The sequence below is a fragment of the Mucilaginibacter antarcticus genome, from assembly GCF_042686155.1.
Taxonomy (GTDB): Bacteria; Bacteroidota; Bacteroidia; order Sphingobacteriales; family Sphingobacteriaceae; genus Mucilaginibacter; species Mucilaginibacter antarcticus.
Genome location: NZ_JBHUON010000009.1, coordinates 107,634 through 132,930, shown reverse-complemented (window position 1 = coordinate 132,930; position 25,297 = coordinate 107,634). Strand labels below are relative to the sequence as shown.

Annotated in this window: 26 protein-coding genes; all 26 read right to left on the bottom strand. The window is 34.7% G+C overall.

Going from position 1 to position 25,297, the window contains the following annotated elements:
- Window positions 1-2: 2 nt before the first annotated feature.
- The 26 genes from ACFSYC_RS09700 to rfbF all read right to left on the bottom strand — a co-directional run bounded on the left by ACFSYC_RS09700 (window position 3) and on the right by rfbF (window position 25,288).
- Entirely contained in the window at window positions 3-1,700 is a 1,698-nt protein-coding gene (locus ACFSYC_RS09700) for a capsule assembly Wzi family protein (RefSeq protein WP_377126391.1), read from the bottom strand.
- Window positions 1,697-2,341, bottom strand: a complete 645-nt coding sequence (locus tag ACFSYC_RS09695; RefSeq protein WP_377126388.1) for a hypothetical protein — start codon at window positions 2,339-2,341, stop codon at window positions 1,697-1,699. Before ACFSYC_RS09695 ends, ACFSYC_RS09700 begins: the two co-directional genes overlap by 4 nt.
- Complete coding sequence (locus tag ACFSYC_RS09690) at window positions 2,334-4,298, bottom strand: polysaccharide biosynthesis protein (RefSeq protein WP_377126385.1); 1,965 nt, start codon at window positions 4,296-4,298, stop codon at window positions 2,334-2,336. Before ACFSYC_RS09690 ends, ACFSYC_RS09695 begins: the two co-directional genes overlap by 8 nt.
- 187 nt (window positions 4,299-4,485) lie before the next feature.
- Entirely contained in the window at window positions 4,486-5,457 is a 972-nt protein-coding gene (locus tag ACFSYC_RS09685) for a UDP-GlcNAc--UDP-phosphate GlcNAc-1-phosphate transferase (protein WP_377126382.1), read from the bottom strand.
- Between the two features lie 47 nt (window positions 5,458-5,504).
- Complete coding sequence (locus ACFSYC_RS09680; protein ID WP_377126379.1) at window positions 5,505-6,410, bottom strand: NAD-dependent epimerase/dehydratase family protein; 906 nt, start codon at window positions 6,408-6,410, stop codon at window positions 5,505-5,507.
- Window positions 6,410-7,222, bottom strand: coding sequence for a glycosyltransferase (locus tag ACFSYC_RS09675; RefSeq protein ID WP_377126376.1), 813 nt, complete (start codon window positions 7,220-7,222; stop codon window positions 6,410-6,412). Before ACFSYC_RS09675 ends, ACFSYC_RS09680 begins: the two co-directional genes overlap by 1 nt.
- Complete coding sequence (locus ACFSYC_RS09670; protein WP_377126373.1) at window positions 7,219-8,040, bottom strand: 2OG-Fe(II) oxygenase; 822 nt, start codon at window positions 8,038-8,040, stop codon at window positions 7,219-7,221. The genes ACFSYC_RS09675 and ACFSYC_RS09670 overlap by 4 nt, the downstream gene beginning before the upstream one ends.
- A 36-nt stretch (window positions 8,041-8,076) precedes the next feature.
- Window positions 8,077-8,811: a glycosyltransferase family 2 protein gene (locus ACFSYC_RS09665; RefSeq protein WP_377126370.1), complete on the bottom strand. Its 735-nt coding sequence runs from the start codon at window positions 8,809-8,811 to the stop codon at window positions 8,077-8,079.
- Window positions 8,783-9,976 (bottom strand): O-antigen polymerase, encoded by a 1,194-nt coding sequence (locus tag ACFSYC_RS09660; protein WP_377126367.1) that lies wholly within the window; start codon window positions 9,974-9,976, stop codon window positions 8,783-8,785. Before ACFSYC_RS09660 ends, ACFSYC_RS09665 begins: the two co-directional genes overlap by 29 nt.
- On the bottom strand, window positions 9,976-10,827 hold the full coding sequence (locus ACFSYC_RS09655; RefSeq protein WP_377126365.1) for a hypothetical protein: 852 nt from the start codon (window positions 10,825-10,827) through the stop codon (window positions 9,976-9,978). Before ACFSYC_RS09655 ends, ACFSYC_RS09660 begins: the two co-directional genes overlap by 1 nt.
- A 63-nt stretch (window positions 10,828-10,890) precedes the next feature.
- On the bottom strand, window positions 10,891-11,826 hold the full coding sequence (locus ACFSYC_RS09650; protein ID WP_377126362.1) for a glycosyltransferase family 2 protein: 936 nt from the start codon (window positions 11,824-11,826) through the stop codon (window positions 10,891-10,893).
- Window positions 11,823-12,830 carry a glycosyltransferase family 2 protein gene (locus ACFSYC_RS09645; RefSeq protein ID WP_377126359.1) on the bottom strand — a complete coding sequence of 336 codons (1,008 nt, stop codon included), beginning with the start codon at window positions 12,828-12,830 and terminating at the stop codon, window positions 11,823-11,825. Before ACFSYC_RS09645 ends, ACFSYC_RS09650 begins: the two co-directional genes overlap by 4 nt.
- A complete protein-coding gene (locus ACFSYC_RS09640; protein WP_377126356.1) occupies window positions 12,827-13,774 on the bottom strand; it encodes an NAD-dependent epimerase/dehydratase family protein in 948 nt (315 codons plus the stop codon). The genes ACFSYC_RS09645 and ACFSYC_RS09640 overlap by 4 nt, the downstream gene beginning before the upstream one ends.
- Before the next feature lie 7 nt (window positions 13,775-13,781).
- The gene (locus ACFSYC_RS09635) at window positions 13,782-14,675 is read right to left on the bottom strand and encodes an alpha-1,2-fucosyltransferase (RefSeq protein ID WP_377126353.1); all 894 of its coding nucleotides are present in this window, start codon (window positions 14,673-14,675) and stop codon (window positions 13,782-13,784) included.
- Window positions 14,675-15,586 carry a hypothetical protein gene (locus tag ACFSYC_RS09630; RefSeq protein ID WP_377126350.1) on the bottom strand — a complete coding sequence of 304 codons (912 nt, stop codon included), beginning with the start codon at window positions 15,584-15,586 and terminating at the stop codon, window positions 14,675-14,677. Before ACFSYC_RS09630 ends, ACFSYC_RS09635 begins: the two co-directional genes overlap by 1 nt.
- Window positions 15,546-16,424, bottom strand: coding sequence for a glycosyl transferase GT17 family protein (locus ACFSYC_RS09625; protein WP_377126347.1), 879 nt, complete (start codon window positions 16,422-16,424; stop codon window positions 15,546-15,548). Before ACFSYC_RS09625 ends, ACFSYC_RS09630 begins: the two co-directional genes overlap by 41 nt.
- A 4-nt stretch (window positions 16,425-16,428) precedes the next feature.
- Entirely contained in the window at window positions 16,429-17,058 is a 630-nt protein-coding gene (locus ACFSYC_RS09620; RefSeq protein ID WP_377126344.1) for a DUF5672 family protein, read from the bottom strand.
- A 16-nt stretch (window positions 17,059-17,074) separates the two neighbouring features.
- Window positions 17,075-17,848 carry a glycosyltransferase family 2 protein gene (locus ACFSYC_RS09615; RefSeq protein WP_377126341.1) on the bottom strand — a complete coding sequence of 258 codons (774 nt, stop codon included), beginning with the start codon at window positions 17,846-17,848 and terminating at the stop codon, window positions 17,075-17,077.
- Window positions 17,848-18,642: a DUF3431 domain-containing protein gene (locus ACFSYC_RS09610; RefSeq protein ID WP_377126338.1), complete on the bottom strand. Its 795-nt coding sequence runs from the start codon at window positions 18,640-18,642 to the stop codon at window positions 17,848-17,850. The genes ACFSYC_RS09615 and ACFSYC_RS09610 overlap by 1 nt, the downstream gene beginning before the upstream one ends.
- Window positions 18,642-19,895 (bottom strand): ABC transporter ATP-binding protein, encoded by a 1,254-nt coding sequence (locus ACFSYC_RS09605; protein ID WP_377126335.1) that lies wholly within the window; start codon window positions 19,893-19,895, stop codon window positions 18,642-18,644. The genes ACFSYC_RS09610 and ACFSYC_RS09605 overlap by 1 nt, the downstream gene beginning before the upstream one ends.
- A gap of 1 nt (window position 19,896) precedes the next feature.
- Window positions 19,897-20,724 (bottom strand): ABC transporter permease, encoded by an 828-nt coding sequence (locus tag ACFSYC_RS09600; protein WP_377126332.1) that lies wholly within the window; start codon window positions 20,722-20,724, stop codon window positions 19,897-19,899.
- Between the two features lie 10 nt (window positions 20,725-20,734).
- On the bottom strand, window positions 20,735-22,036 hold the full coding sequence (gene rfbH / locus ACFSYC_RS09595) for a lipopolysaccharide biosynthesis protein RfbH (RefSeq protein ID WP_377126329.1): 1,302 nt from the start codon (window positions 22,034-22,036) through the stop codon (window positions 20,735-20,737).
- Window positions 22,033-22,896 (bottom strand): SDR family oxidoreductase, encoded by an 864-nt coding sequence (locus ACFSYC_RS09590; protein WP_377126326.1) that lies wholly within the window; start codon window positions 22,894-22,896, stop codon window positions 22,033-22,035. Before ACFSYC_RS09590 ends, rfbH begins: the two co-directional genes overlap by 4 nt.
- Entirely contained in the window at window positions 22,896-23,432 is a 537-nt protein-coding gene (rfbC, locus tag ACFSYC_RS09585; RefSeq protein WP_377126323.1) for a dTDP-4-dehydrorhamnose 3,5-epimerase, read from the bottom strand. Before rfbC ends, ACFSYC_RS09590 begins: the two co-directional genes overlap by 1 nt.
- A gap of 4 nt (window positions 23,433-23,436) precedes the next feature.
- Window positions 23,437-24,516, bottom strand: a complete 1,080-nt coding sequence (gene rfbG / locus ACFSYC_RS09580) for a CDP-glucose 4,6-dehydratase (RefSeq protein ID WP_377126320.1) — start codon at window positions 24,514-24,516, stop codon at window positions 23,437-23,439.
- Window position 24,517: 1 nt separating this feature from the next.
- On the bottom strand, window positions 24,518-25,288 hold the full coding sequence (gene rfbF, locus ACFSYC_RS09575) for a glucose-1-phosphate cytidylyltransferase (RefSeq protein WP_377126317.1): 771 nt from the start codon (window positions 25,286-25,288) through the stop codon (window positions 24,518-24,520).
- Between the last annotated feature and the right edge of the window lie 9 nt (window positions 25,289-25,297).

Here is a 25,297-nt window from a genome sequence, read left to right as displayed (position 1 = left end):
AATTAAAACCTGTATGACACGCCGGTGCGAATACTTAAATTGAAAACATCCGTACCTTTAACGTAATAAGGGTCGCCCGGATTTTGAATTAAGTACCATTGATAATTAAGTGATTTTATTGCCGAAATATTAGCGTTAAAAATAAAGTTTTTATAGTTCCATTCGCCGTTTGCCGTTAAACTCAAATCTGTCCAGTGTCTTCTGGTATCGCCGCTGTCATATAATGCATAATTATAAAAATCGTTATCATGCACATAGCGTTCAAACTGCAAACCAATTTTTTTTAAACCCTTGACCCAACTAACATCTAAAGATTGCATGTTTGCCCCAGGACCGATGCCTGCGCCCAAAACCTGGCCATTGTTGGTGTAACCATGTCTTAGATACTTGTTTACGTACCATATCCCGTCAGCAGACTGTAGCTTTTGAATTGAATTTTGCTGTAGTTGCGTTACTTCAATACCTATTAATATACCTTGATTATTAGATACATCTGCCTTCAAAAGCTTTCGTAAACCGAATATATAAGCTCGCGAATGATCCGGCGTCAACAAAGTTTGTCGTACGTCAGAGTTGGTATTGTTTCGCCCCCATTCAAAATAAATCTCCGCATGTTCTTGTGTCCAAAGCCAACGCATGAAAAACGACGTTCTTCTATCAGCTGTATTTATCGGATCGTCAGGGCCTCCAACAGCTTTTACAGATGAGTAAAATGGCAAATAGTTGCCAATGCTGGTAAGGTCCTTGCCGTACATTTGTTTACTCTGAGTGAGGCCTAAAAATAACCCCGGAACCCACTTAGGTTGCCAAGAAACACTTAAGCCGGTCAAGTATCTCCAATCATTTGGCTTAGGCACGTATAAATTTGTTCCAAAATAGGTACCATCCGGGGTTAACGGTGCAAAACCAGAATTCATTAACTGTCCCCCAACAATTTGACCTTCAAAACTTCCGATAGGCGTTTTAACTGGTCGCCTCGTGTTTAAAGTTAAATGCGTAAAGCCGGGTGCATTGTTACTCATCACCAGTGAATTTCTTATACCAGGCCCCCACCACAAATTTTCTGTAGAAATACCTACGGAGAAGGCTTTGTGATTTAATCTTAAACTGCTTTGCCCCAAATAAGCTGCCCCAAATGCATTTTTACCAAATCTGACAGGCAAATCTATATTGTTGTAAACATCGTAGTATCGTGCAAAAAAAACCTCGTAATGCTTTCTATTAAGGGTTTCAAAATCAGAGTTTGCTGCAAGTAGTATTTCCGGCCTAAACTGCAAACTTAACATACCGTATTCTAAAAATATCCCCCCGCTCATTAAAGTTTGTAAACCCTTAGTCGGTATCATGGCTCCATCATTCCACCCATAGGGGTGATGGCTATTAAATTGGTTCTGTAGCGTTAAAGGTAGAATTTCAGTTCTTAACTTTCCGTTGCGTGATATCCATGAACTTTCTGCATTTAAAAGGTTATACCTTTTTTCGGTGCTATCCGGATAAAAAGCATTTGATCTGAGGCCAATCGCTGCGGGAACTAGTGGCCGGATTGTAAATGACACATTAGTATCAACCGTACCTATTAATTGCCTCCGTCTAAAATAATCTTCCAATCCGGTTATACCTACGGGCAGTGATTGGGTGTACGAAAATTCAGAAACTAAAACAAAAAAAAGTGTAGCGATAGCACCTTTTGCAAATCTCATAAAGTAATTGCTTTGATAATAATATTGTCTACGGACCAGCTCTCGGAGCACTCGGGTGCCAATGAGCTTGGCAGCATCAGTTTACCGGCATATTGCATGATAAGCGTATTATTAGAATGTTTAAACGTCTTTGCTATTTTATATAAGGATGTACTGTCAGGATTGCTTACTACACTGCAAAACCCTGGCAAGTCAGTTTTAAAAGCGCCCTTTTTAGGGTTGCTATAGTTATTGGGATAATTTAGTGGATACGATTGCGGAGAGCAAAAATTTCCAGGTAAACAAGTATCATTAGAAAAACTGGCATTTATGTACGTATCGCCATCCACCTGCATTTCCCACAAGTCCGGGCCAAGTGGTGAAGGTTTGTTACCATCCCAACCGTCATGGATATACAAATCAAAAGTTATAGTTACTATATCGTGTTTGGGTAAGTCAGCAATCTTTAAGCTCACATTCTGATTATGATATTGGCCAAGTACAGCGTTGCTATTATACTGGCTGATTATCCCGTTGGTAAAACCGGATAAGTTACCACCCTGAAAATTATTATTGTAAACTTCAACTTCACTTTTTACTTGCTTTCTGCAAGATAAGTTTAATAGCAAAATACAAATAACTGCTGTAAAAATCCTATTCATTTAGTAGCGCTTGGGTTATCATGTCTAACTCCTCAAAAACAGAATTCTTGCTTTTGAACTCGTGTACTATTAGTTTCATAGATTTAACAACCTCCATATCATCATTATTTTTAGCATGGTTAATTAAAGACTGTATTTGGCCTTCAACTTCGTCAAACAAATACTCGCGCACTTTACCTATCATAATTTTCTCATGATGAGTCGGCATAGTGTTCTCGTGGTCGTTTAGTAATTCTTCGAATAGCTTTTCGCCTGGTCGTAAGCCTGTATACTCGATCTTTATGTCTTGATTTGGAACTAAACCAGCTAAGCGTATCATACGTTTAGCCAGTTCTATAATTTTCACAGACTTACCCATGTCAAAAATATAAATTTCACCGCCCTTTCCCATACACCCTGCTTCCAGAACTAACTGACACGCTTCAGGGATGGTCATGAAATATCTAGTTATTTCCGGATGAGTAACAGTAACAGGCCCCCCTTTTTCTATCTGTTGTCTAAATCGCGGAATAACCGACCCATTTGATCCTAATACATTGCCAAACCGGGTGGTAATAAAGCGTGTATTGCGACTGGTAGCGTTTAAATGGCTTAAGCCGTTAGTAAATTGAAAATCTTTAGTACTTATTGATCTGTTTAATGACTGTACGTAAATTTCAGCGATACGTTTTGAGGCGCCCATTACATTAGTTGGATTCACAGCCTTATCTGTCGATACCATAACAAATTTCTGAACACCAAATTTCACCGAAATATTAGCTATTGTCTTGGTACCTAAAACATTAGTTTTAATAGCCTCAGAAGCGTTGTCTTCCATCATCGGTACGTGCTTGTAAGCTGCCGCGTGGTATACATAATGAGGCTTGTAGGTTTCAAATAAGTACGTCATGCGTGCTTCATCTTTTACATCGCCAATAAATGCATGGAAATTTGCATCGCTGTTAAGCTCTTCTAACTCCAAATAAAGATGATGTAAAGCTGTTTCAGACTGATCGCACATAATTATCAGATCGGTGTCAAACCTAATTAACTGGCGTATTATTTCGCTTCCAATAGAACCGGCTGCTCCGGTTATCAATATTCTTTTTCCTTTAAGTTCCTTTTGAATGTTAGTAATATCAATTTCAATGGATTTTCGGTTTAAGAGATCTTCAATATTAATCTGTTGGATTTGCGTTGATTGTAATTTTCCACTTCTCCATACGTCATGGGAGGGAACACTGAGCACTTTTACATCATTCTCTAAACAAGCATCAACAATTTTATTTTTTTGATCAATAGGAATGGTATATGCAGCAAAAATCACTTCATCTAAAGTGTGTTCTTCTATAAGCTGGGGTAAATCTTTCGCATCTAAAATTTTTATACCATCTATAGTTTTCCCTACTTTTCTTTGGTCATCATCAACAAACGCTATGATGTTGGTATTAACTTTTTTATCATGATCAAAAGTCCTTTTTGCTGCCACTCCAGACTCTCCTGCACCATATATGATCACCCGCTTTTTATCAAGTTTTAAGTTTTTGATATAAAGAAAAAAGTATTTGACAACTATCCTGTAAGTAACCATTAATAAAAAACACGTTAAACAGTTAATTATTAATATACTATTAGATATAAGTGGGGTATGATTAATGGCTACTGCGCTTAAATTAACCAGAAAAAAAGCACCATTAGTAATTAAAACCGCTGTTAAAATTCTGAAAGAGTCTTGGGCACTGGTGTATCGTATTATTCCTGCAAAGGTTTTTAGTGTAAAAAAAACGATGGTAGCTAAAAAAGCATATATCAGTAAATTTCTGTCAAATTCAACATGATTGAAACTTTTAAAATCAAAGTTGTTTTTAATCAAATAAGACGTACTTAATGATACAAAACTGATAACAAGATCAAGGGTGAAAATGAGCCAACGTGGCACAATATTTATTTGATTAAACAAGGTAGGTGATGTATCCATAAGCAAAAAATAAATAGTATTTATTATTTAAGCACTGTAAAGATAGCTGTCTTTATCAATAATTGCCTATTACAATTGAAAATATGTTAATATAAAAAGGGCAAAGTTAATTATATAGTAAAAACTAACATAATAACATATAAGGTGTAATTGTTTTATTCTGTAAAAAATATTGCGGGCGCGATTGCTATTTCGCTGTTTTTATTAAGAAGAGCTTCCTGAATCCTTCCAGCCAAATCCGGATCAAAACAAATATCACTGCGCTCAAAACTGCAAATAACAACAGATTATTGAATGTTTGTAAGTTCCATCTTATAATGATAAAATTTATCAAACCCTGAACCAAGACGTATAAACTAGAGACAACCAAATGTGGTGCTTTTTTTTCGTTCGCTAAAAATTGATAAAAATGACTTCTATGAGCTTTGAGTACATTTTCTTGTCTGATTGTCCGAAAAACAATGGTTGTTCCTGTATCCAACCCATACATCAATAACAACAATAAATAATTTAAATTACCTGTTGTAATAATTAGTTGTAATAAAAAAAACAACATTATAAAGGCTAAACTAACGCTGCCCACATCTCCGGCAAAACATTTAGCCTTTGCCCTGAAGTTGAAAAAGTTAAATACCACTAAAGCTATGCAAGCTACTATTAAATAGTTGGCGTCTGTATAAGGTACCAAACAGCTATTTATGTAATAAAGTGTTAAAAGGGTCAATAACCCAAATCCGCCGGTAATTCCATTGATACCGTCCATGAAATTGATGGCATTTATTGACCCAATAACGAAAAAGAAACCAATAGCAATTAGGTAAATGGGCTGACTGTACATGCCTAATTGATTAAACAAAAGGCCTACAGCCAATAAATGAACTACGATTCTGATGACATTAGGGGTTGACCTAATGTCATCTATAAAACTTATCAAACTGATTAAAAAAAGCCCCAGTGAAAAATACCAGTATTGCCCCCCCCAGCAAAAATTTGCTATCAGTAAAGCAATGGAGAAAATAATTCCGCCCCCTCTTATAGTTACCGTATTATGTGAACTACGATGGTTAGGCTGGTCTATAATATCATATTTATCTGCTATTATAAAATAAAGCAATTCGGTTACTAATAATATAAAAAAGATGATAATATATATGTACATGGTAATGCCAATTAGTCAAATTAGAACTTAAAGTTTACAGTTCTATATCATGTTATCTGATTAAAAGACTTAGCTGTTAATTGTAAGCCTTCAATTGAGTTTAGCGGCAACTGGGTATCAAGCGCCCACTTTATTTTTTGATTACTTACTACATAATTCTCTGTAAGTTTTTTAAGCCTTTCTGTAGTAATTGGTAGTTTTAGATAATCGCCCACCGTTGCTAAAATAGTTACTATTTTGCGTGGTACATACCAAAATCTGGGTGTTTTACTTAGTGAAGATGCTAAGATCGAAACTACCTGATTGGTAGATAAAGCTTCATCATCAGCTACCTGATAAACGCCTCCAGGCAAATTATCTCTATCAATTATCGACGAAATGATAAAGCAAAAATTTTTGACACTCAAAAACGATCGTTTGTTTTCAAAGGCCGCCAATGGGTATGGAACTCCCTTAATCACAAAATTGTATAATAAGTTCAAATTACCTTTATTACCAGGCCCATGTATCATGCAAGGGCGCAATATATAGTAAGACTTGCCAACGGGCAAAGATTGATTTTGAATATATTGTTCCGCAAGCAACTTCGATTTTCCATAGTGCGTCTGAGGGTTAGGTATAACTTCTTCTGTTAAAGTATAATCTATGTGGTCTGCAGCTGCTTTAACTGAACTAACAAAGATAAACTGCCGTGCATTAGATCTTAAAAAACAATCATAAAGATTTTTTGTAAGCTCGAAATTAACCTGGTAGTATTCGTCTGAATTAGAAACTTCCAGAAGATCATGAGCTTTGCCCGCCAAATGTATAAAGACGTCTGCGTCGATTTCAGTTGAAGGATTGATACCATTTAAACCTTGCCGGTTTAAAATTTCAAAAGTTACTTTATTGGCTAAAGTTTTTAATAGATTTTGACCTACAAAACCAGATGCGCCTGAAATTAGTGCTTTCATTACTGGAACTGAGATAAAGCCCTATTGTTGATTTTTATTCTTTCCCTATCTAACCACCCCCATTTGCTAAAATAACTGATTGCAGATTGTACAAATATCTTAAATAATTTAAAATTTTTATTTGCACCACCTTCATAACCGTGATATACTGATACTAATGGATAATAAATTGTCCTGTACTTTTCGTGTATTCTTCTTGACAAATCAAAGTCTTCAAAATACATAAAATATCTATCGTCATAACCGCCAACTTCCTTTATGACTTTCAAATTTAATAAAGAAAAGCACCCCGAAATAAGCGGGCTATTATAAATTAAACCTGGTGGCACTTCATGCAGTTCGTACTTTGATACAAACTTCTTATAACAATTATAAGGAAATTTTATTTTTCGGCGTAATAGCCACAGAGGGTTAGGTAGTAGTTTAGGAAGATTTTGTAACGAATTATCCGGATATAATATTTGAGGCATTATCATGCCTATATCATCATGGCTTTGCATATAGTTTACCATAGGTGTAATTACATCATGGTCAAAATATATATCAGGGTTTACTACAAAATGGCAATTTGAACCTAATTCAATTGCTTTATTGATGGCTATATTATGTGAAGCACCAAAACCAGGATTAGATGGGTTATGTATATACTCAATGTTACCAACCGGCATAGCATACCTCAAATCATCAGTTTTTGAATTATCTACAATAAAAAGCTTTAAATCGCTCTTGGTTTTTAAAACACTTGAAATAGCTTTATTTAAAACTTCAACATTATTTTCATACAGCACTATACAAGCAGTTATTACTTTCACTTTTTATCTTTTTTGTAAATGTGTTTAGTTTCTACAACTCTTTTCTTGGTTACCTTTCTTATCAAATTGCGCAATGTAGAATCCGCTTTTAAAATCAGGTTTTTAATTGGCTCTTCGGGCCTTCCGTAAAATGACGTTACGTGAAAATATTCCTCATTTTCTGCAGGTTTTTTTGAAAAATAATAGTTGGACACGCAGCATCTTTTACCCTCGGAAACTACTTTACTAACAGAGTGGTAAGACGATTTATTGGTGATCATTAAAACTAATCTGTTAAATTTTGAATGAATAACCCTTTGAGGGTTTTTGGTCCCCTTATCCCATAATTCTAGATTACCCCCATTTTTCACATCCCAATCGGGAGTGACATAGTACAACAAATTCAGGACACGATAATTTTCCCGATCATTGTCATGGGAATTGTCTAAATGCGGGTTCAAAAAATTACCATTTGCCATCAAACTAATTCCGCCTGCATACAAATGCTCGTCTGGTGTCATTTGCTCAATACCAGTAATTTCTTCAACTATTTTTACAACACGCTTATCTTGAAAAGCAAACACAATTTCTTCTAACAATGGATTATATAAATCCATTTGAGCGGCAATACGTTTATTTTCTCTTAATGATTTATGAACAGCCATTTCTTCCGGAGATGGAAACGCGTTGTAAATTTCTAATGCGATTTCTTCCGGAAATACATCGTCAATATAACAAGAGTTTATGCGTCCCTTTAACGAAAATTCGCCTTTCAAGTCATTCCTTAAGGATAGCTTTTCTAATATTATATCTGCTAAATTGGCCCTATTTAAATTCATGTTATTTGTTTATGTTGTAAAAGTTTTTTAAAGATATTAAGATACGTTGACGAAAATATTCTTCACACACCGCCCAGCTAAACAATACAAAATTAGCAATCTAAATTTTATTTTTTCATATAAAGAATACTTACTTACGCCAGACGATGTATCTGATGCATTATTTGCATGTTGTCTGTATAATACTAAAGGCTCTTGCAAAAAATATTGACTAAAAAAAACTTCACCAACCATACCTATCCATAGGTCATGCATAGGTATTAGATCAGGGAAAGGTAATGCGACCGCCCGGACCTTCGTTTTAAAAGCCATGCAACACCCCATATAACTATTTCTTTTTATCAAATTCCTAAAAAAGCCCTTTCTTGAGTCTATAGCTCTAAAATATGATGGCACAACAGTCTCATACTCCGAATTGATTATCTTACAATCGGAGACCACAATGTCATATCCCTGATCAATAAATGCCATCATTTTTACCACCTTATCTGCCACCCAAATATCGTCCTGATCAGACAAAAAAATCACATCGCCCGTGGCCTTTCTTATAGCGTTTTCAAAGTTTTTTATTAAATTCTTAGAAACGTTTTGGTAAACCTTTATACGATCATCTTGGAATGAGTTTACTAAATTCAGGGTTTCATCACTTGAGCCATCATCTGAAATGATCAGTTCGGCATTACTATTAAGCTGGGACAATATAGACTTGAGTTGCTCAACAATATATTTCTCTCCGTTATAACTAGCAAGGCAAACAGATACCTTCGTCATACTTTGTTTGTTTTTTGATCAATGAATACATAACTAATATTACCAACATACCTGTTGAACTGATTAACAATGGGTTTGTTCCGGCTATAAATAAATAGCCAAAATAAGCAACTACAGCATGTTCGTTTTCGGCATTTATTTTTTTGCTGACATACAGATAAATAGCCGGGTATATTATAATAAATAAAAATAGCAGGAATAGCGGAATGCCAAAAAATCTGATAAGATCTAGGTAAGTTAGCTCTGTTTGGCTTATTAATGAATTTAACCCAGTAGAATAAAATTTACTCCCTAAACCTTCGCCCCATATCAAATATTGAGGATTTTCGTTAAATAACTTTATGTATGAATTAAAATGACCTGACTTAATCTCAGACGATTTATCTTGTTGACCAAATGACAAAGATTGAATAAAGAGAAACAGGGAGCAAACAATTATTAATATCGTAACGCTAAATCCAATTTTGTTAGGCTTTCTGTAATAGTATTTTAACACAAAATAAATAAATAGGCAACTGGCAGTAACAATGTTTGCCCGGGTTCCTGAAAGCAACAGCGTAAATAAAAACACAAAAGCCAATACCAGCGAGGTCATCCTATTTTTGTCATTGATGAATTTTTGACAGTAATGGGCCAACGCGAACACTAAAAGAGGAGCCGTTTTGTAAAACAGCATAAAAACAGTAAGTCCATAGTAATTACGTATACTAAAAATTGCAATATTTTTATCTAACACAAACCTATAAATAGCACCAAAGAGTTGCGGTTTGTTTAAAAAAATGAGGTAAATTGAAATAGTGATTACAGAAATTAGTATCGAGTAACGTATGAGATATTTTTGAATAGGGATATTCATATCATAAATTATGATTAATAACCCAATAAATATTGCTGATTTAAAAAAACCAATTGCAAAACCGATATCGGTTAAATTATTTTGGATTAGCCCCGACGCTATACTAATCAGGGGTATTATAAGAAACACTAAAATCAAAAAATAAACATCATTGACGACGTATATTTTACTCCATAATTTTGAAATTAGCCAAACAAAAACTACAGCTAAAAATACAGGGGTTTTTAAATGAAATAGCAAATCTGCCGGATCTATAATTATTATAAAAACAAGCAATTTGAAAAGGAAGTTGACGACAACTTTTACCATCAGGAAGTTAGGTAAGTGGTCATAAAAGTTTTTACAAACCGAAAATCTTTATACCTAAAAGACAACTTTATAGCCCTTAATAAAACTGTAAAGAACAACCATATAGCAGCCTTGTAGGTGATAGCACTAAAGAAAGCACCTTCACAATAATATTTAAAACGTCTTAATGAAGGCTCTACATCGGTAGTTATCAAATCTGACAGGCTGTGATGACATATTAGATTTATAACTACAAATTTGTCATATTTAATTTTCAATCTATCTACAAAATTAAAATCGCTAAAATAAAGCTTCACCTTTTCGTCATAGCCGTTTATTGAATTAAAGGCATTTATCTTTATTAAAATACCGCTATTTAACATTGATTTGTTTTTAAAAGAATACAATCCTGGTTGGGGATCTGGCCAGGCGCTGCCGCGGTTGAAGTGATATAAGCAGGGTGAGTAAATTCCGGATAGGGAATTTAGTATCGGCACAAACATTACCTGGTCGGCATACTCAATAGTAGCATCGGCATAGGCAGTAAAGGTATTTAGTGGGAATGTGGTGTCCTGATCGGTTAATAACAGCCATTTTTTTCTCAAATCAGTCCCTATCCTAGCAGCTACGTTGTAAGCTTTGCTAACCCCAGGATTGGTTGCGTCATGAATGTACGTAATATCATATTCCGGATAATTTTGCTGATTGATTGTTTGGCTATCAGCGCTATTATCATAAATTACCATCTTAACAGAATGTAATGACGCAAATTCTAGGGCTGAAGCTAAAGATTTAAATGTTGTTGAATCTTCAATGTTACTATTATAAATTACAATAACAATGCATAAATCATTGCTAAAATCATTGATCATAATCTGGGTGGTAATTGTACTATTAGGAATATTTGACCTTTAAGTAATTTTTTTAATATTCAGTTATAAAGTGCCAATATAACGATATTTGATATATCTTAACAGTTCTTTAGCCAACCCAACAATTTTAAAATTGGGCAAATTTACATATTGAATTATACCCGTTCGAAACTGTCCATTATAGATAGAAAGAGCAGCTATATTTTTTAAATTCAAGGCTTTCAAAGCATTTAACTCATCATTGCTAACCGCTGCTCTAGTTAATTTTTGAGCAATAGTATGTCTCACAATCAGATCATATTGAAGCATTTTACTTCTATTTTGAGACATACTAATTTTATGGATTCGGATTGACGTGTAAGCGTCGTCATTAGCCAAATACGAAAATTGCACGTTGTTGAATGCCAAATCTAACCAAAAGTTCCAATCTTCTAAAGATTTTAAATCTTCAGCAAACACATTCTCGGCAGTCATTACTGATTTTTTAATCAGCGCAGAGCTTACCGGCATTATATTTTTATCTATTAGTTTATTAAGTAGCTCAAATTTTTTGCAGTTCAAATTCAGTATCCAGTTAGCTTGCCCTTTAAAGATATCTTTATACTTAACATCATATGCTCCATGAACAAAATAATCTGCATTAGTATAAGATACTCCAACCTCTGTATGCATTGTCAAATACTCAATTTGCAACTGAATTTTTTGGGGCGAGATGAGATCGTCTGCGTCCAAAAATTGAATATAATCTCCACTACACTTATTTAAGCCGAAATTTCTTGCGCTGGACAACCCACCATTAGCTTTATAGAAAAATTTGATCCGAGTATCTTTCGCCGCGTAACGAGTTACAACTTCTGCCGTATTGTCAATTGAGCCATCGTCAACGATAATGGCTTCCCAATTTGTGTAAGTTTGAATCAATAGGCAATCTATTGCATCCGGTAATACGTGTGCGTAATTAAACGTCGGAATTATTATAGAAACAAGTGCCTGTGTCATCTTTTTAATAGTTTCTTAATATAGCTTTTAGACAACTTTTTGTAATATCTAAATGGATTTCTTCCAATACTGTTTATCGCCAAGTTGCTGTTATAAATTTTAAAACTTTGAAAAGTGCTGTAACTATTGACCAATATTTCTTCCCAGTAAAAAGAAATAAACCAGCTAAACAATTTTTCGTCAAACTTATTGCTGCCGTTATTGACATTGACAAGTTTGATCAACCAATTATATGCTTCAGTGATTTCGTTTTCCTTAAAAATATCTAACTCACATATCTTTTTATGTATTCCTATCTCAGCCTCAGAAATATTGATCCCAAATGAATCTGTGATATACTTTATCCTTATACTGTTAGATACTACTCTTTGCTCTTCAAATTTAGTGGTGCTGTAGTTTGTTTGATGCCAACGGTAATTAATCAGAACCTGGGGTATATTATAAATTTGTGTCCACTTTGATAATTCGGCCCAAAAAGCAAAGTCTTCTGCGTGAGAAAATAAAGGATCATATCTTAAATTATTCTTGTCAAGCAGCTCTTTTCTCAACATGACTGTCGGATGTATTAAAGGGCTGTTAAATATTAATTGGATGGCTATTTCTTTTGAAGACTCAAAAACAAACATGTTAAAATTTCGGTCGCCAAACATATGTGCGCCAGTTCCGCAAACACCAATTTCGGCGTGTGAATCAAGAAACTTTACCTGCAGTTTTAACCTGTCGTTATGACAAATGTCATCTTGGTCCATCCTGGCGATATATTGTCCGGTAGCTTCTCTCAAGCCAAGATTTAGTGTTTCAACCAAACCCTTGTTTCCATCATTTTTCAGGTAACGTATCCTTGGATCAATAAAGCTTTTGATAACTTTTTCAGAGTCATCTATAGATGCATCATTAATTATTAAAAGTTCGTAATCAGTAAAAGATTGTGACAAGATACTTTCGATAGCTTGCTTTAAGCACTCACCACCGTTATATACCGGCATCAAAACCGTTACTTTCATGATATTTTTTTCATTTGATCAACTGTCCATTCATAGGTGTTTTTAACGCCTTGAAGAATATTTGTTGGTGTAAAAGGAATTAAAGATTGAAGCTTGGTAATATCTAAAACTATTTTAGGAACATCAAATTTTCTTGATGGATAATAGCTTATATCGAACCCGCCCGTTACCTGCTTTATTACATTTAGCACCTCTGAAATTGAATATCCCTGCCCAGAGCCTACGTTAATAATTTGATTAACGATGTTTCTATCAAGTAGATTTAAAATAATATCAACACAATCTTTAATGTAAATATAATCCCGCACTACGCTCCCATCACCCCAGACTTCAATTTTTTCGCCATTGATAATATTTTTCAAAGCAACATTTATCAAACCATGGGACAATGAAAAATGATTCTCTCCAAAGGGGTTAGATATCCTTAAGATTAAAAATTTGATACCGAAGTGATAGCTATACAGGTATATGTACTTTTCGATAGTCAATTTTACAATTCCGTGAGAGCTTATAGGGTTGTTAAAGTCGTTTTCAGAATGGGTAAAGCTAACCTCGGGATCCGCATTTTTATCAACCCCATAAACTGTACCGCCAGATGAAGCAAATACCAAATTCCTAACTTGATATTTCTTCATCAAATTTAGCAATTGTATAGTGGTTGTTAAATTTGAATTAATGTCATGAATCATACCTAACCCATCCGGATCGGCTGGTGACGTTGATGATATAAGATGAACAACAGTATCTATTGAATAAGTCGTAAAGACGTTTTCAAGGGCTTGTTGACTGTTAAAATCACCCTGAACATATTTTACAGATTTATTATCTCCTACGCCTAAGCCAAATACAATAACTACGGTATCCCGATTTTGAATCAATCGATTTACTAAGTTAACACCTATAAATCCATTGCCGCCTAAAACTAATATATGCTTTGTTTTCACTTAATTTTTAGTTTATTGCTATCCAGTAACTTGGTATAATATTGCTGTCAAGTTCATTTTTCATCGCAAACCATTTTCCAGGAGCAATGACAGTTTTTGTACTGTTTTGATTTAGCCAAGCACCCCACCAGCTGAAGGAACTATTAGCAATTATATTGTGTTTACATTTAGACATTAAAAGTAAATCAAACTGATTCTCATTTTGATTATTGTCGACATAAGTAGTTTTATAACGTCCAGGCACATTGATCTCTTTTTTTACCCATTCCAAATCATCAGAGAAAAAATAAAAAGACGGAGCTTCGATAGTATTAACTATAATTTCAATAGCCGACTTATAATAAGCTAAAGAACACACGCCATGAAATGCGCCAGCTTCTGTGTTTGTAACATAATCTCCTCTTCGAATATGTATTGACACCGAATTTTCTTTTATAATATTATCTATAAGTTTACTGTTTACGGAATCTAATTTTTGCCGTACATTAAATTGCGACAACAGCTCATCTCTTTGCGTTATGATAAAATCTTCTGTTTGAAAATACCCATCTAAATATATAAGCCCTTTTTGAGGATATCTTAAGGTGGAAAGCTTTTCAAATTCTTGGTCTGTATAAGTTTGGAATGTAACGGAGAACTTTAACTTAGATGGTAAATAAGTATTTAGTTTTGATTTTAGTTTTAGCAGCATCAATTTATAACGATTGACAAACCTTGGTGTAGTTAAACTCAATTTACCCAATTCATAATTACGCAAAGTATAACTATTTGTTTGACCTCTTTTTTCAAGGAAACTTTTATCAATATATACCGAGGATTTAATTGATTTAGCTAGTGCGTAGGCCGTGGCATACTGAAACATCTGATTGCCCAGCCCTCCCTTTAATTTAACTATTACCATTATTTGCCGGTATTGTATAATATACTATTACTTTCTATAACATCGTCCAATTCTTTTGCACACTCGTCTGAAGTATATAGTAAACCTTTTTTGTCCTGATAGTGCCAGTTTTGATAAATATTTTGTCCCGTAGCCCAATATCCAGTGGAGACATTGTGCCTAGCCCAATACTTGGGGGCAATAATAAATTCAACAGTGTCACTTGTCCAGGCCGGAAAAAAAGCAAAAGATGAATTTGATAATAACAAGTACTTGGCATTCTTAATGGACACATAATCTTTAGCCAAATCAAAATGATAGGCAGGTATGCCCGGAAGCATTCTTTTTGCTGTAAGCAAATCATCAGTGATGACAACAAATTCCATATTAGGATTTATCTTTTTCATGTTTTTCATGCCATGCGTCCAATAAACCTTATCCAAAAAAAGCTCCTTTAATCCGGTATATTCACCCCCTCGAAAATTAATCACACACAAATTATCTTGATAAAACTCGTAAGAATCATATTCCGGCTTTATTTTAAGCCAATCCTTAATCTCTATTTTATGATGACCAAAATATTTTTCAGATTGCAAATTACCTAAAACAATTGTGCTGTCCTTTATTTCTAATATCCCATGATCATATAAGCTTACATTGCAACCTATTACTTTATCGTGTTTACAGCTATCATTAAAATATCGGGTATCAACCTCGTTATATACATATTCAAAATCCTCTTTCTTACAATCAGACCCCAAATAAATATCCATAAAATATACACCCTTGTCATTCCACCGCGGCGCGCCGAATAAGGTCTGACCTATTGTGCCGAATTGATACTTCAAGTCTGCAGCAATACATCTCGATGATATGTAGCAAAATAATTGGTTACCAAAACCTTGGCCATGAAAAAATTCTGTTCCAACCACTATCTTTTAATATTAAATGTGAAAAAGAATCTTTATTGTCTAACAAAAAGGCGGGAAAAGACTCATCTATATTAACAATTTTAAAGGTGGCTTTTCTTCCAAAAATATCCTTTTTACCAGACAGCTTTTTGCTAATATTATTTAAAACCTTGCTGTTATTAAATTCTTGATGAGCAGCTGATTTTATTTTGTACTCGATTTTTGACACCACATCGTCGTCTTTACTACCACCCATATAGGTAAAATGCCATCCGCCGTCCTCTACTCTTATACCTATATCCTTCATTTGCGGCCAACGCAACTCGCCAATAGGAATATTTTTAACGAGTTTGTAACTACATATTTTACTACCTAGCCATTTTTTATTTCTCACATTGTCAAATTCTCCACTATATGATAACAACTTCCCTGAAATTTCTTCATAATTTAAATAAAAATAGAAATTTCGTTGCGCTAAATGGTAAACTCTATCGGGCTTTATATTGTCAAAAATACCTTTTAATTTATCAGGGTTGGGTATTTCATCCAAGTCGCTAAAAATTATAATGTCATCGTCATTGCAATTACTTAAACCAGTTTTTACGCTATTTTTTTGATATACATCTCTTTCAAAAGCATCTATATCAGGGGCCCCGTTGGGTACAATGTTGTGGATGATCTTATGCTTGAATTTTTCAAATAAATGCTTATTCTCGTCAAAATACAGCGGCTTAGCCTGCCCTGAAAAAGTAAGTGCTGATTCACTGATAACAAAACGGTCAACATATTTGTCTAATATATTGAGTCGTAATTCAAGTATATCCAGCTCGTTAAAAAAAGGGAAACAATCGTATATCATAACATTATTTAAAGCGGGGGTATTGTGCGTTTGTTCCTTCGTACCTATGAAACGCAAAAGGCTTAATGCCCTTTACTTCAGGAATCATATTTTCGTGAGCAAAATATTTTGCTACATCTATTGGTGCATACTTTATACCATGCTGCTCAAATATATGCTTATTTTTTGCGCATATAAATCCATCTTCGTTATAAAAACCATGAAAAGGTTCCCACGGCATATTTATTTTAGATGGCAACTCCAGCAAACGTTTGCTTCTTAAAGAAACACTATTACCAACTCTAACAATGTTTCCAAAACTATCGCGATATGAGTAATCATCGGCTGGTAATGGCCACGGCGAACCTATGTAATCATAATTTAAAAAATCATCTTGCCACATGCCAGGATTTACAACAAAACCGTCAGAATGGATTAGCATTATATAATCGGTGTTTATATAAGTATTTAAATCATAAACTATTTTATAAGACCATTCATCAATACTTTTAGTTTTGGAAGTATACTCAAATCGAATTTTCTTGTTTAAGAAAAATGGTTTACTATGAGATATTAACAATACATCCCCAAATTCTATGTCTTTAGAGCTGTAATGGAGCGCTTTGGCGGTCGCCCGTATGTCTTTAGATGCCATGGCAACCAAAGTGACGTTAGGAAGTGATAGCATTTTTTATTTTCTTACGTAGTTTTTTGTATAAATTTCCTAATTTGTAGCTTATTAATCTAGAGGGGCTATCATATAATTTTATTGCCATTATCACCTCGTCGTTTCGCGCTTTATCTCCTAATTGATTGGTTAGCTGGTTGCCCCACCAACGATTTACTACTGTTATATCATCAATAATAACCGGGTTGCCAAATTTCGTAAAGCAATCTTTATAATATATACAATCCATCAACCATTTAAAGTTTTCATTGAAGTATACTTTATTTGCATCATTTTTTATTGCTAGAACACTTGGAGAACTTATTGTATTGTTGCCGATATGTATGTCATTATTGTAATGCGGATAAAACGGGCGGATCATGGTATGCCCATCCTCTGAATGCTCTGACGGCGATACTAACCAAGCAGGAAAATCTGTTGATTTAATTTTTTCAACCGTTTTCTCAAGTGATTGGTTATCAAACAAAAAATCGTCCTGAAATATTATCTTGATATACTCACCTCTTGCGTTTTGAAAAATATTATTAAGATTCGATGACGGATTGTCGATTTTATATTCTTTTTTTAAATAATTAATATTTAAAATCCCTTTCCACCTCGACACTGCATTTTGTATAGAATCATCTTTAGAATGGTCAGATACCAGTACTTCGAAATCTTTGAAAGATTGCCTTGATAAAATATCTAATGAAAAATCTACGAACTCAGCTCCATAAGGATGCATCTCATAAGTTGGTATACCTACTGTTAAAAACATTATTTTTTTTGTACTAGCTTTTTTATTTTTCTTAAAATAATGTTTTTAGGAAGCACTTCACCTTTTTCACTTACTTTTTTATCTAGTTCCAAATCGAATAGCTGCTCATTATTCATATAAGCATGAACTTCATAGTTGCAAGTGTAAATAGTATGAAGCATCCTTTCTATTTGATGTGCTTCAGACGGAAATTTGGGGTCTAATGTGTAGCCCAAAATCTTATTCAAATTAATGTAAAATTCTTTAGTATGTTTTAAAACCTGATGTTTAGAAATAATGTAACAAGCACCAGGTGCGAATAGACAATATTCTGGAACTACAGGTTTTTGATAAATAAAGTTCAGCAACTGATTAAAGCTGCCAAAATATTTATGAGGATGATGTGCAACATACCATGAGTTATTAATCTCCAAAAACTCGCTTTCAGATGCAAGAAAATAAACGTCCTTTTTACCAGTTGCCTTGATATCTTCATCATTATAAAGGAAGGTGTAATATTGATTGAGATATGTTTTCTCAAAATATGCCTTTGATAAGTGGCGTCCAATAATATTTCCTTTTATTAAGGCTATAGTTTCAGGTAAATTGTCGTAATTATCTATAAAAAATTTAAAATAGTCTGTAATGTTATGCCCTGTATGTTGTGTAATTTGAAATTTTAACGAAGTTTTACTAACATCAAAAGTGTTTTTATCAGACTGATCATAAACAATATAATCCTTACAATAATCTAATAGATAAGAGGGATCTGTATTGTAATTACTAATAACAAAAAAATTTTCTGTTTTTTTCATTATTTGAAATAACTTGAATTTATAATACCGGCGTGAATTTCTTCGTATCCAACGGTCCATTCGTCGTTAACACTAATTACAGCGACCTGCTCTGCGTTAAAATAACTAGCAGGATACCCATCAACGCCCCCCAATGAAATATAATACAGACCCGGGCGCAGCAAAAATCTTGGTATCTTAAATTCTCTGGTGATTATACCTTTTTCCACTTTTTGCGGAATATCATTGTCATGAAAGGTCATAACGCGGACATTATCACGGTCTATCGCCAATGCCAATCTTAATAGCTGATCGTCGGAATTGTTACTGATTTGAACTTTGATGTTAATGTCTTGGTCCGGATTTACAGGTACCACTACATTTTTAAAAATTTCATCGTTCAGAAATATTTTTTCAACCTTAAAGACATCCTTTAAGGGCCCCGACATTGCAAAGTTTGACAATGCCTTGTTAGATTCGCTCTGAATAAAATATTTATTAATTGTACTCTCTATATCAGAATGTATGATTGACCTTCCGTTCTCTAACAAAATACCGGTACGACAAATCTTACGGATGGATTCAATGCTATGGCTTACAAATAAAACAGTTCGTCCCTGGCCTTTACTAATGTCGTCCATTTTCCCCAAGCACTTTTTTTGGAACTCAGCATCGCCTACAGCTAAAACTTCATCCACGACTAGTATTTCTGAATCTAAATGAGCTGCAACCGCAAAAGCCAACCTCACGTACATACCAGAAGAATATCTCTTTACAGGCGTATCCAAAAATTTCTCGACACCAGAAAAATCAACTATTTCGTCAAACTTTAGCTTGATCTCTGCGCGGGTCATTCCAAGTATCGCTCCGTTTAAAAAAATGTTGTCTCTGCCTGATAATTCGGGATGAAAGCCAGTGCCAACTTCCATCAAACTAGCTACTCTACCCTTAACCGTAACTCTACCTTTAGTGGGTTCAGTAATGCGACTTAGAATTTTCAAAAAAGTGCTCTTTCCGGCACCATTTCGGCCTATAATTCCAACAGTATCTCCTTGCTTAATTTCAAAGTTTAGATCTGTTAAAGCCCAAAATTCTTCAATATTATCGCCAAAAACCAGATCGTTACCACTAAAAACACCTTTTGCTTTTTTTGCGAAATTCTTTACGCTTCGGGAAGCTAAATCTCTAATTGTATCGTAACTAGCCGGTTTATCCTTATGCCCTATTTTGTAGCTTTTTCCTAAGTGTTCAACTTTAATTATTGTTTCAGCCATATTAAATTAAATCTGCAAAGCTGCGTTCCATCTTTCTGAAACTGCTTAATCCTAACCACAAAAAAAGAACTATTACCACCATACTCACTGCAAATCCTGGCCAGTATATGTATGATTTGCTACCTAATACACACCACCTAAAGCCATCAATTATGCCAACTACCGGGTTTAAACTATACAGTAGACGCCATTTAGAGGGTACAATTGAACTGCTAAAGCCAACGGGCGATACGTATAAACCAAACTGTACCACAAAAGGTATGATGTATCTAAAGTCGCGATACTTAACGTTTAACCCAGTTATCCATAAGCCTGGACCTAAGCTGCCAATAAAGGCAATAAACATAAATACGGGCAGTAATACTATTTGCCAATCTGGTACAAATCTGTAGTATATCATCATTCCGATCATCAACACAAAACTTATTAAAAAGTCGATGAAGGATGTTATAACTGCGGCAGAGGGCACTATTAAGCGCGGAAAATAAACCTTTGTTATAAGGTTAGTATTTGCCACCAAACTACCAGACGCCTCTGCTAATGCAGTAGAAAACAAAGTCCATGGCAGCATACCGGCAAAAACCATTAGGGCATATGGGTAATTGCCGTCTGAGGGCAATTTTGCCACACGGCTAAATATTACCGTAAAAATTATCATCGTTAAAAAAGGCCGCAAAACTGCCCATAACACGCCAAATATGGTTTGCTTATATTTTACTGAAATATCCCTCCAAGCCAAAATGTAAAACAGCTCCCGATATCGCCATAAGTCTGCCCAGTAATTACTTCGAATGCTGTCTTTTTCAATTACAATAGTATTATCGTCCATATTATTATAATTAACTAATGTAATTTTTTATAACGTCATAAATATAATCATAATGATTATTTTGGAGACCCGGCCATACTCCTAACCAAAAAGATTGATTCATTATAGTGTCAGTGTTTTTCAAATCGCCAACGACTCTATGATTTATATTTGCATAGGCAGGCTGACGTAACAAATTACCACCAAATAGCAATCTGGTACCAATTTTACTGTCTTCGAGGTGTTGAACAAGCATATGTCTGTCAGAAGAATCGCCCTCCCTCAGTGTCATTAAAAATCCAAACCATGATGGCTCACTATTAGGAGTTGGTTCTGGAAGAATAAATATTTCTTCAAACTCTTTCATCCTTTCATAAAGTGCTTTATAATTTTGCCTTCTTTTTTCTACAAACTCATCAATTCTGTTGATTTGAGAAACACCAAATGCGGCTTGCATATCAGTAACCTTCAAATTAAAACCGATGTGGGAATAGGTATATTTATGGTCGTAACCAAAAGGAAGCGTACCTAATTGTTGGTCAAACCTACACCCGCAAGTATTGTCTTTTCCTGGCTCGCAGTAACAATCCCTACCCCAGTCTCTGAAACTTTCTGCTATTTTAGATAGTTGAGGATTATTTATTACCACAGCACCACCTTCGCCCATGGTGATATGGTGAGCAGGGTAAAAAGAGAATGTCGAAATATCGCCAAATGTTCCAGTTTTCTGCCCAGAGTACGTTGCTCCTAATGAATCACAATCATCTTCTACAACCCATAAGTTGTATTTTTTGGCAACTCGCATAACTTCCTCTAAATTAAAAGGATTACCCAGCGTATGCGCTATCATGATGGCTTTAGTTTTTTCAGAAACAGCAGATTCAATTCTTTCCGCTAAAACATTGTGTGTTGCTATATCAACATCTACAAAAACAGGTACTGCACCAAATTGAATTAATGGGTTGATTGTTGTTGGGAAACCCGCGGCAACCGTAATAACCTCATCGCCTTGTTTTATCGCTCTATCACCAAGTTTGGGCGAAGTTAAAGTGTAAAAAGCAACCAAATTTGCTGACGACCCTGAATTTACAAGCAACGCTCTAAATGAGCCCATGTAAGCGGCAAATTTACTTTCAAAATCATTAGCAAATCGTCCAGCTGTTAACCACCCGTCTAATGCTGCATCAACACCATTTAAAATATCTTCTTCGTTTAATATTTTCCCAGTTACAGGTATGTAATCTTTACCGGGGGTAATAGTTTTATTGATGTTTTGCTGACTAGCACCTATCAGTAGGGTTTTAAGATTTTCGTCAATGTTTCTAAAATTCATTTTTTTATGTAATTATCTATTGAAGTAAACAAAAAGTGAGGATATTCTGTACTAAATTTAACGTTTGATAGCCCGCCCGTTAAAGGTCTTGTTGCACTTTGATTTATTAAGCTAGTGGATATAGGATTAAGGATCAAATTCTTATTTTCTTTAAAATGGAATTTGACTCTACAACCAAACTGGTATCTACTTAAATAATCTGTAGAAGCTAAATTATATATGCCGTTTTTACCATCAGCAATTAAGTGCCAAAGCATCTTAGCAATGTCTCCGGCATATATTGGAGTGGCAAACTGATCTGTTGGCAAATCAATCGTTTTTTCTTCGTTGGTGGCTAAACTAATAAGTAATCTGGCTAAGAAATTTTTATTTCTATCTTCTTCTCCGTAAACATTAGTAATACGCGCAATTAAAAAATCATCTAGCTGCTTTACCGAATCTTCCGCTTCTAGTTTATGTTTGCCGTATATATTTAAAGGGTTAGATACATCATCTTCTGCATATGGACCCTTTTTTCCATCAAAAATATAATCGGTTGATAAATAAATCAGTTTTACCGCATTTTTTTTACTGTATTCGACTATATGTTTGGTTGATGTAACTGTTGACAAATAACTCTCAGCGACATGAGTTTCACAATAATCAACATTAGTTAGGGCGCCGCAGTGCACAATGACGTCGGGTTCAAAAACTACATCATTAAGTTTTATCTCAGAAAAACATCGAGTGGGATCAAAAAATGACGTACCTGCTAAATTATAGTTCAAGTAAGTTCCCCTTGCTTCAAAACCTTTGTTTTTAAACAAAGAAAGGCAATGAGACCCTACCAATCCAGACGCTCCAATTACCAAAATTTTCATTAAAAGTATGTTTTATCTAAATTAAAAGCTTCAAAACTACTATCTCTTTCAGACATAATTGGGTTATCTACCGGCCATTCAAAGCCAAAACTATCCCATTTTATCCCGCCTTCGGCTTGTCTGTCTTGCGAAGTTGATGTATGATACTCTACTATAGAGTTATCCTGTAAAGTTAAAAAACCATGCGCAAAACCTTTGCCTATGTATATACCCTTACGATTCTCATCTGAAAGCTCGACTGAATAAAACTCACCATATGTTTTTGATTCCTTTCTCAAATCAACCACCACGTCCAGTATTTTGCCACTCACAACATATACCAATTTATTATGATCTGCCGGCGAATATTGAAAATGCATTCCGCGTAAAACGTTTTTAAAGGATTTGGAAAAAAAGCTTTCTGTAAAATTCCAATCCAACTTATTTTGTTCAAATGTTTCTTTATGGATAGTTTTTACAAATTCTCCACGAATATCAGTAAAGGATTTGAAGTCGATACATAAAAGGTCAGTAAATTTAGTGTCGATAATAACCATAATCTTAATTAAGATTTAAAAAATCAAGAATTTGCTTAGTAGTGTATTCAACAATATTTTGCTTGTTAGTATAATATTCTTTATACCAATTTATTGTACTGTTTACTGCTTTCTCAGCATTCATTTTTGGATGCCAATTTAGTTCCGTTCCAGCCTTGGTAATATCAAGCTTGAGTAAACCAGCCTCATGGGGTTGATTGTTGCCTACAAATTGTGTTACGGTGCCCTCACCCCAGACATCTATTGCTAAATCAACCAAGTTACCAACTGACAATGTGTCTGTAGCATTAGGGCCAAAATTGTAAGCAGTACCGTATTTTTTAAAATCGTCTTTTAATTTCAACCCCAGGATTAAATAACCAACAACCGGTTCCAATACATGTTGCCAAGGCCTAACCGACGCCGGATTTCTTACAATAATAGATTCTTTACTTACAAGAGCTTTGATGATATCCGGAATTAGACGATCTTGTGACCAATCCCCTCCACCAATAACATTTCCGGCTCTTGCTACTGCAATCGCCTTTTTATGACTATCGTAATCCTTGTGATTAAAAAAAGACAATTTATAGGAATTGATTAATAGTTCGGCGCAGGCTTTTGAAGCACTATAGGGGTCGTACCCACCTAACCTGTCATTTTCGCGGTAAGGAAAGACCCATTCATTGTTTTGATAAACTTTGTCTGTGGTGATTAGGACAACAGTACATTGCTTATCTAACAGTCTCACCGCGTCTAATACATTGGCAGTACCCATTACATTTATGTCAAAGGTTTCCGCAGGTATCTCATAAGATAACCTAACTAATGGCTGGGCTGCTAGGTGAAAAATGAAATCTGGTCGAAAATCCGCTATCTCTTGCAATAATTTTTCCCTGTCACGTAAATCTGCTATAACAGAAGTACAAATATTTTCACCGTCAATTAAATTGTAGATATCATCCTCTGTTTTGGGCGCAAGTGCATAACCTTTTACATCCGCGCCTAAAATATTCAAAATTTTTAGCAACCAGCTTCCTTTAAAACCGGTATGACCAGTTAAAAAAACCTTTTTTCCTTTGTATGCAGATAAATTTTGTAGCATATTACCAGTTTTTCCAAGCCGCTTTGTTATTCAACCAGCTTTCCTCTAACTCATGTTTGTCTCTCAGCGTGTCCATTGGTTTCCAAAATCCTGTATGATTGAAAGCTTTCATTTGGCCAGTTGCCGCTAATTGCTCCATTGGCTCTTTTTCAAAAACAGTTGAATCATTTTCAATAAAGTTTAAAACCTCTGGCTGACATACAAAAAAACCACCATTTATCCATGAGCCATCTCCACGCGGTTTTTCCAGAAAAGAGTCTACAGATTGGTTTTCAGTGATATTTAATGCACCAAATCTTCCGGAAGGCTGAACCGACGTAACAGTACATAATTTACCATGCGACTTGTGGAATTTTAACAATTCTGTTAAGTCAACATCGCTAACGCCGTCGCCGTATGTTAGCATAAAGGGTTCGTTATCGATATGATTTTTTATTCTTTTTATTCTCCCCCCTGTCATTGATTCATTTCCAGTGTCTACTAAAGTGATTTTCCAGGGCTCAGCTTGCGAATCATGAACACTTATTGAGTTGGTCGATAAATCGATAGTCACGTCAGATTTATGCAGGAAATAATTTGCAAAATACTCTTTAACAATGTATCCTTTGTAACCAAGGCATACAACAAAGTCATTAAATCCATGAGCAGAATAAATCTTCATTATATGCCATAAAATTGGCATACCACCAATTTCAACCATTGGTTTAGGCTTCAAAACAGTTTCTTCCGATAAGCGGGTACCTAAACCTCCTGCTAATAAAACAACTTTCATACTTCTAGA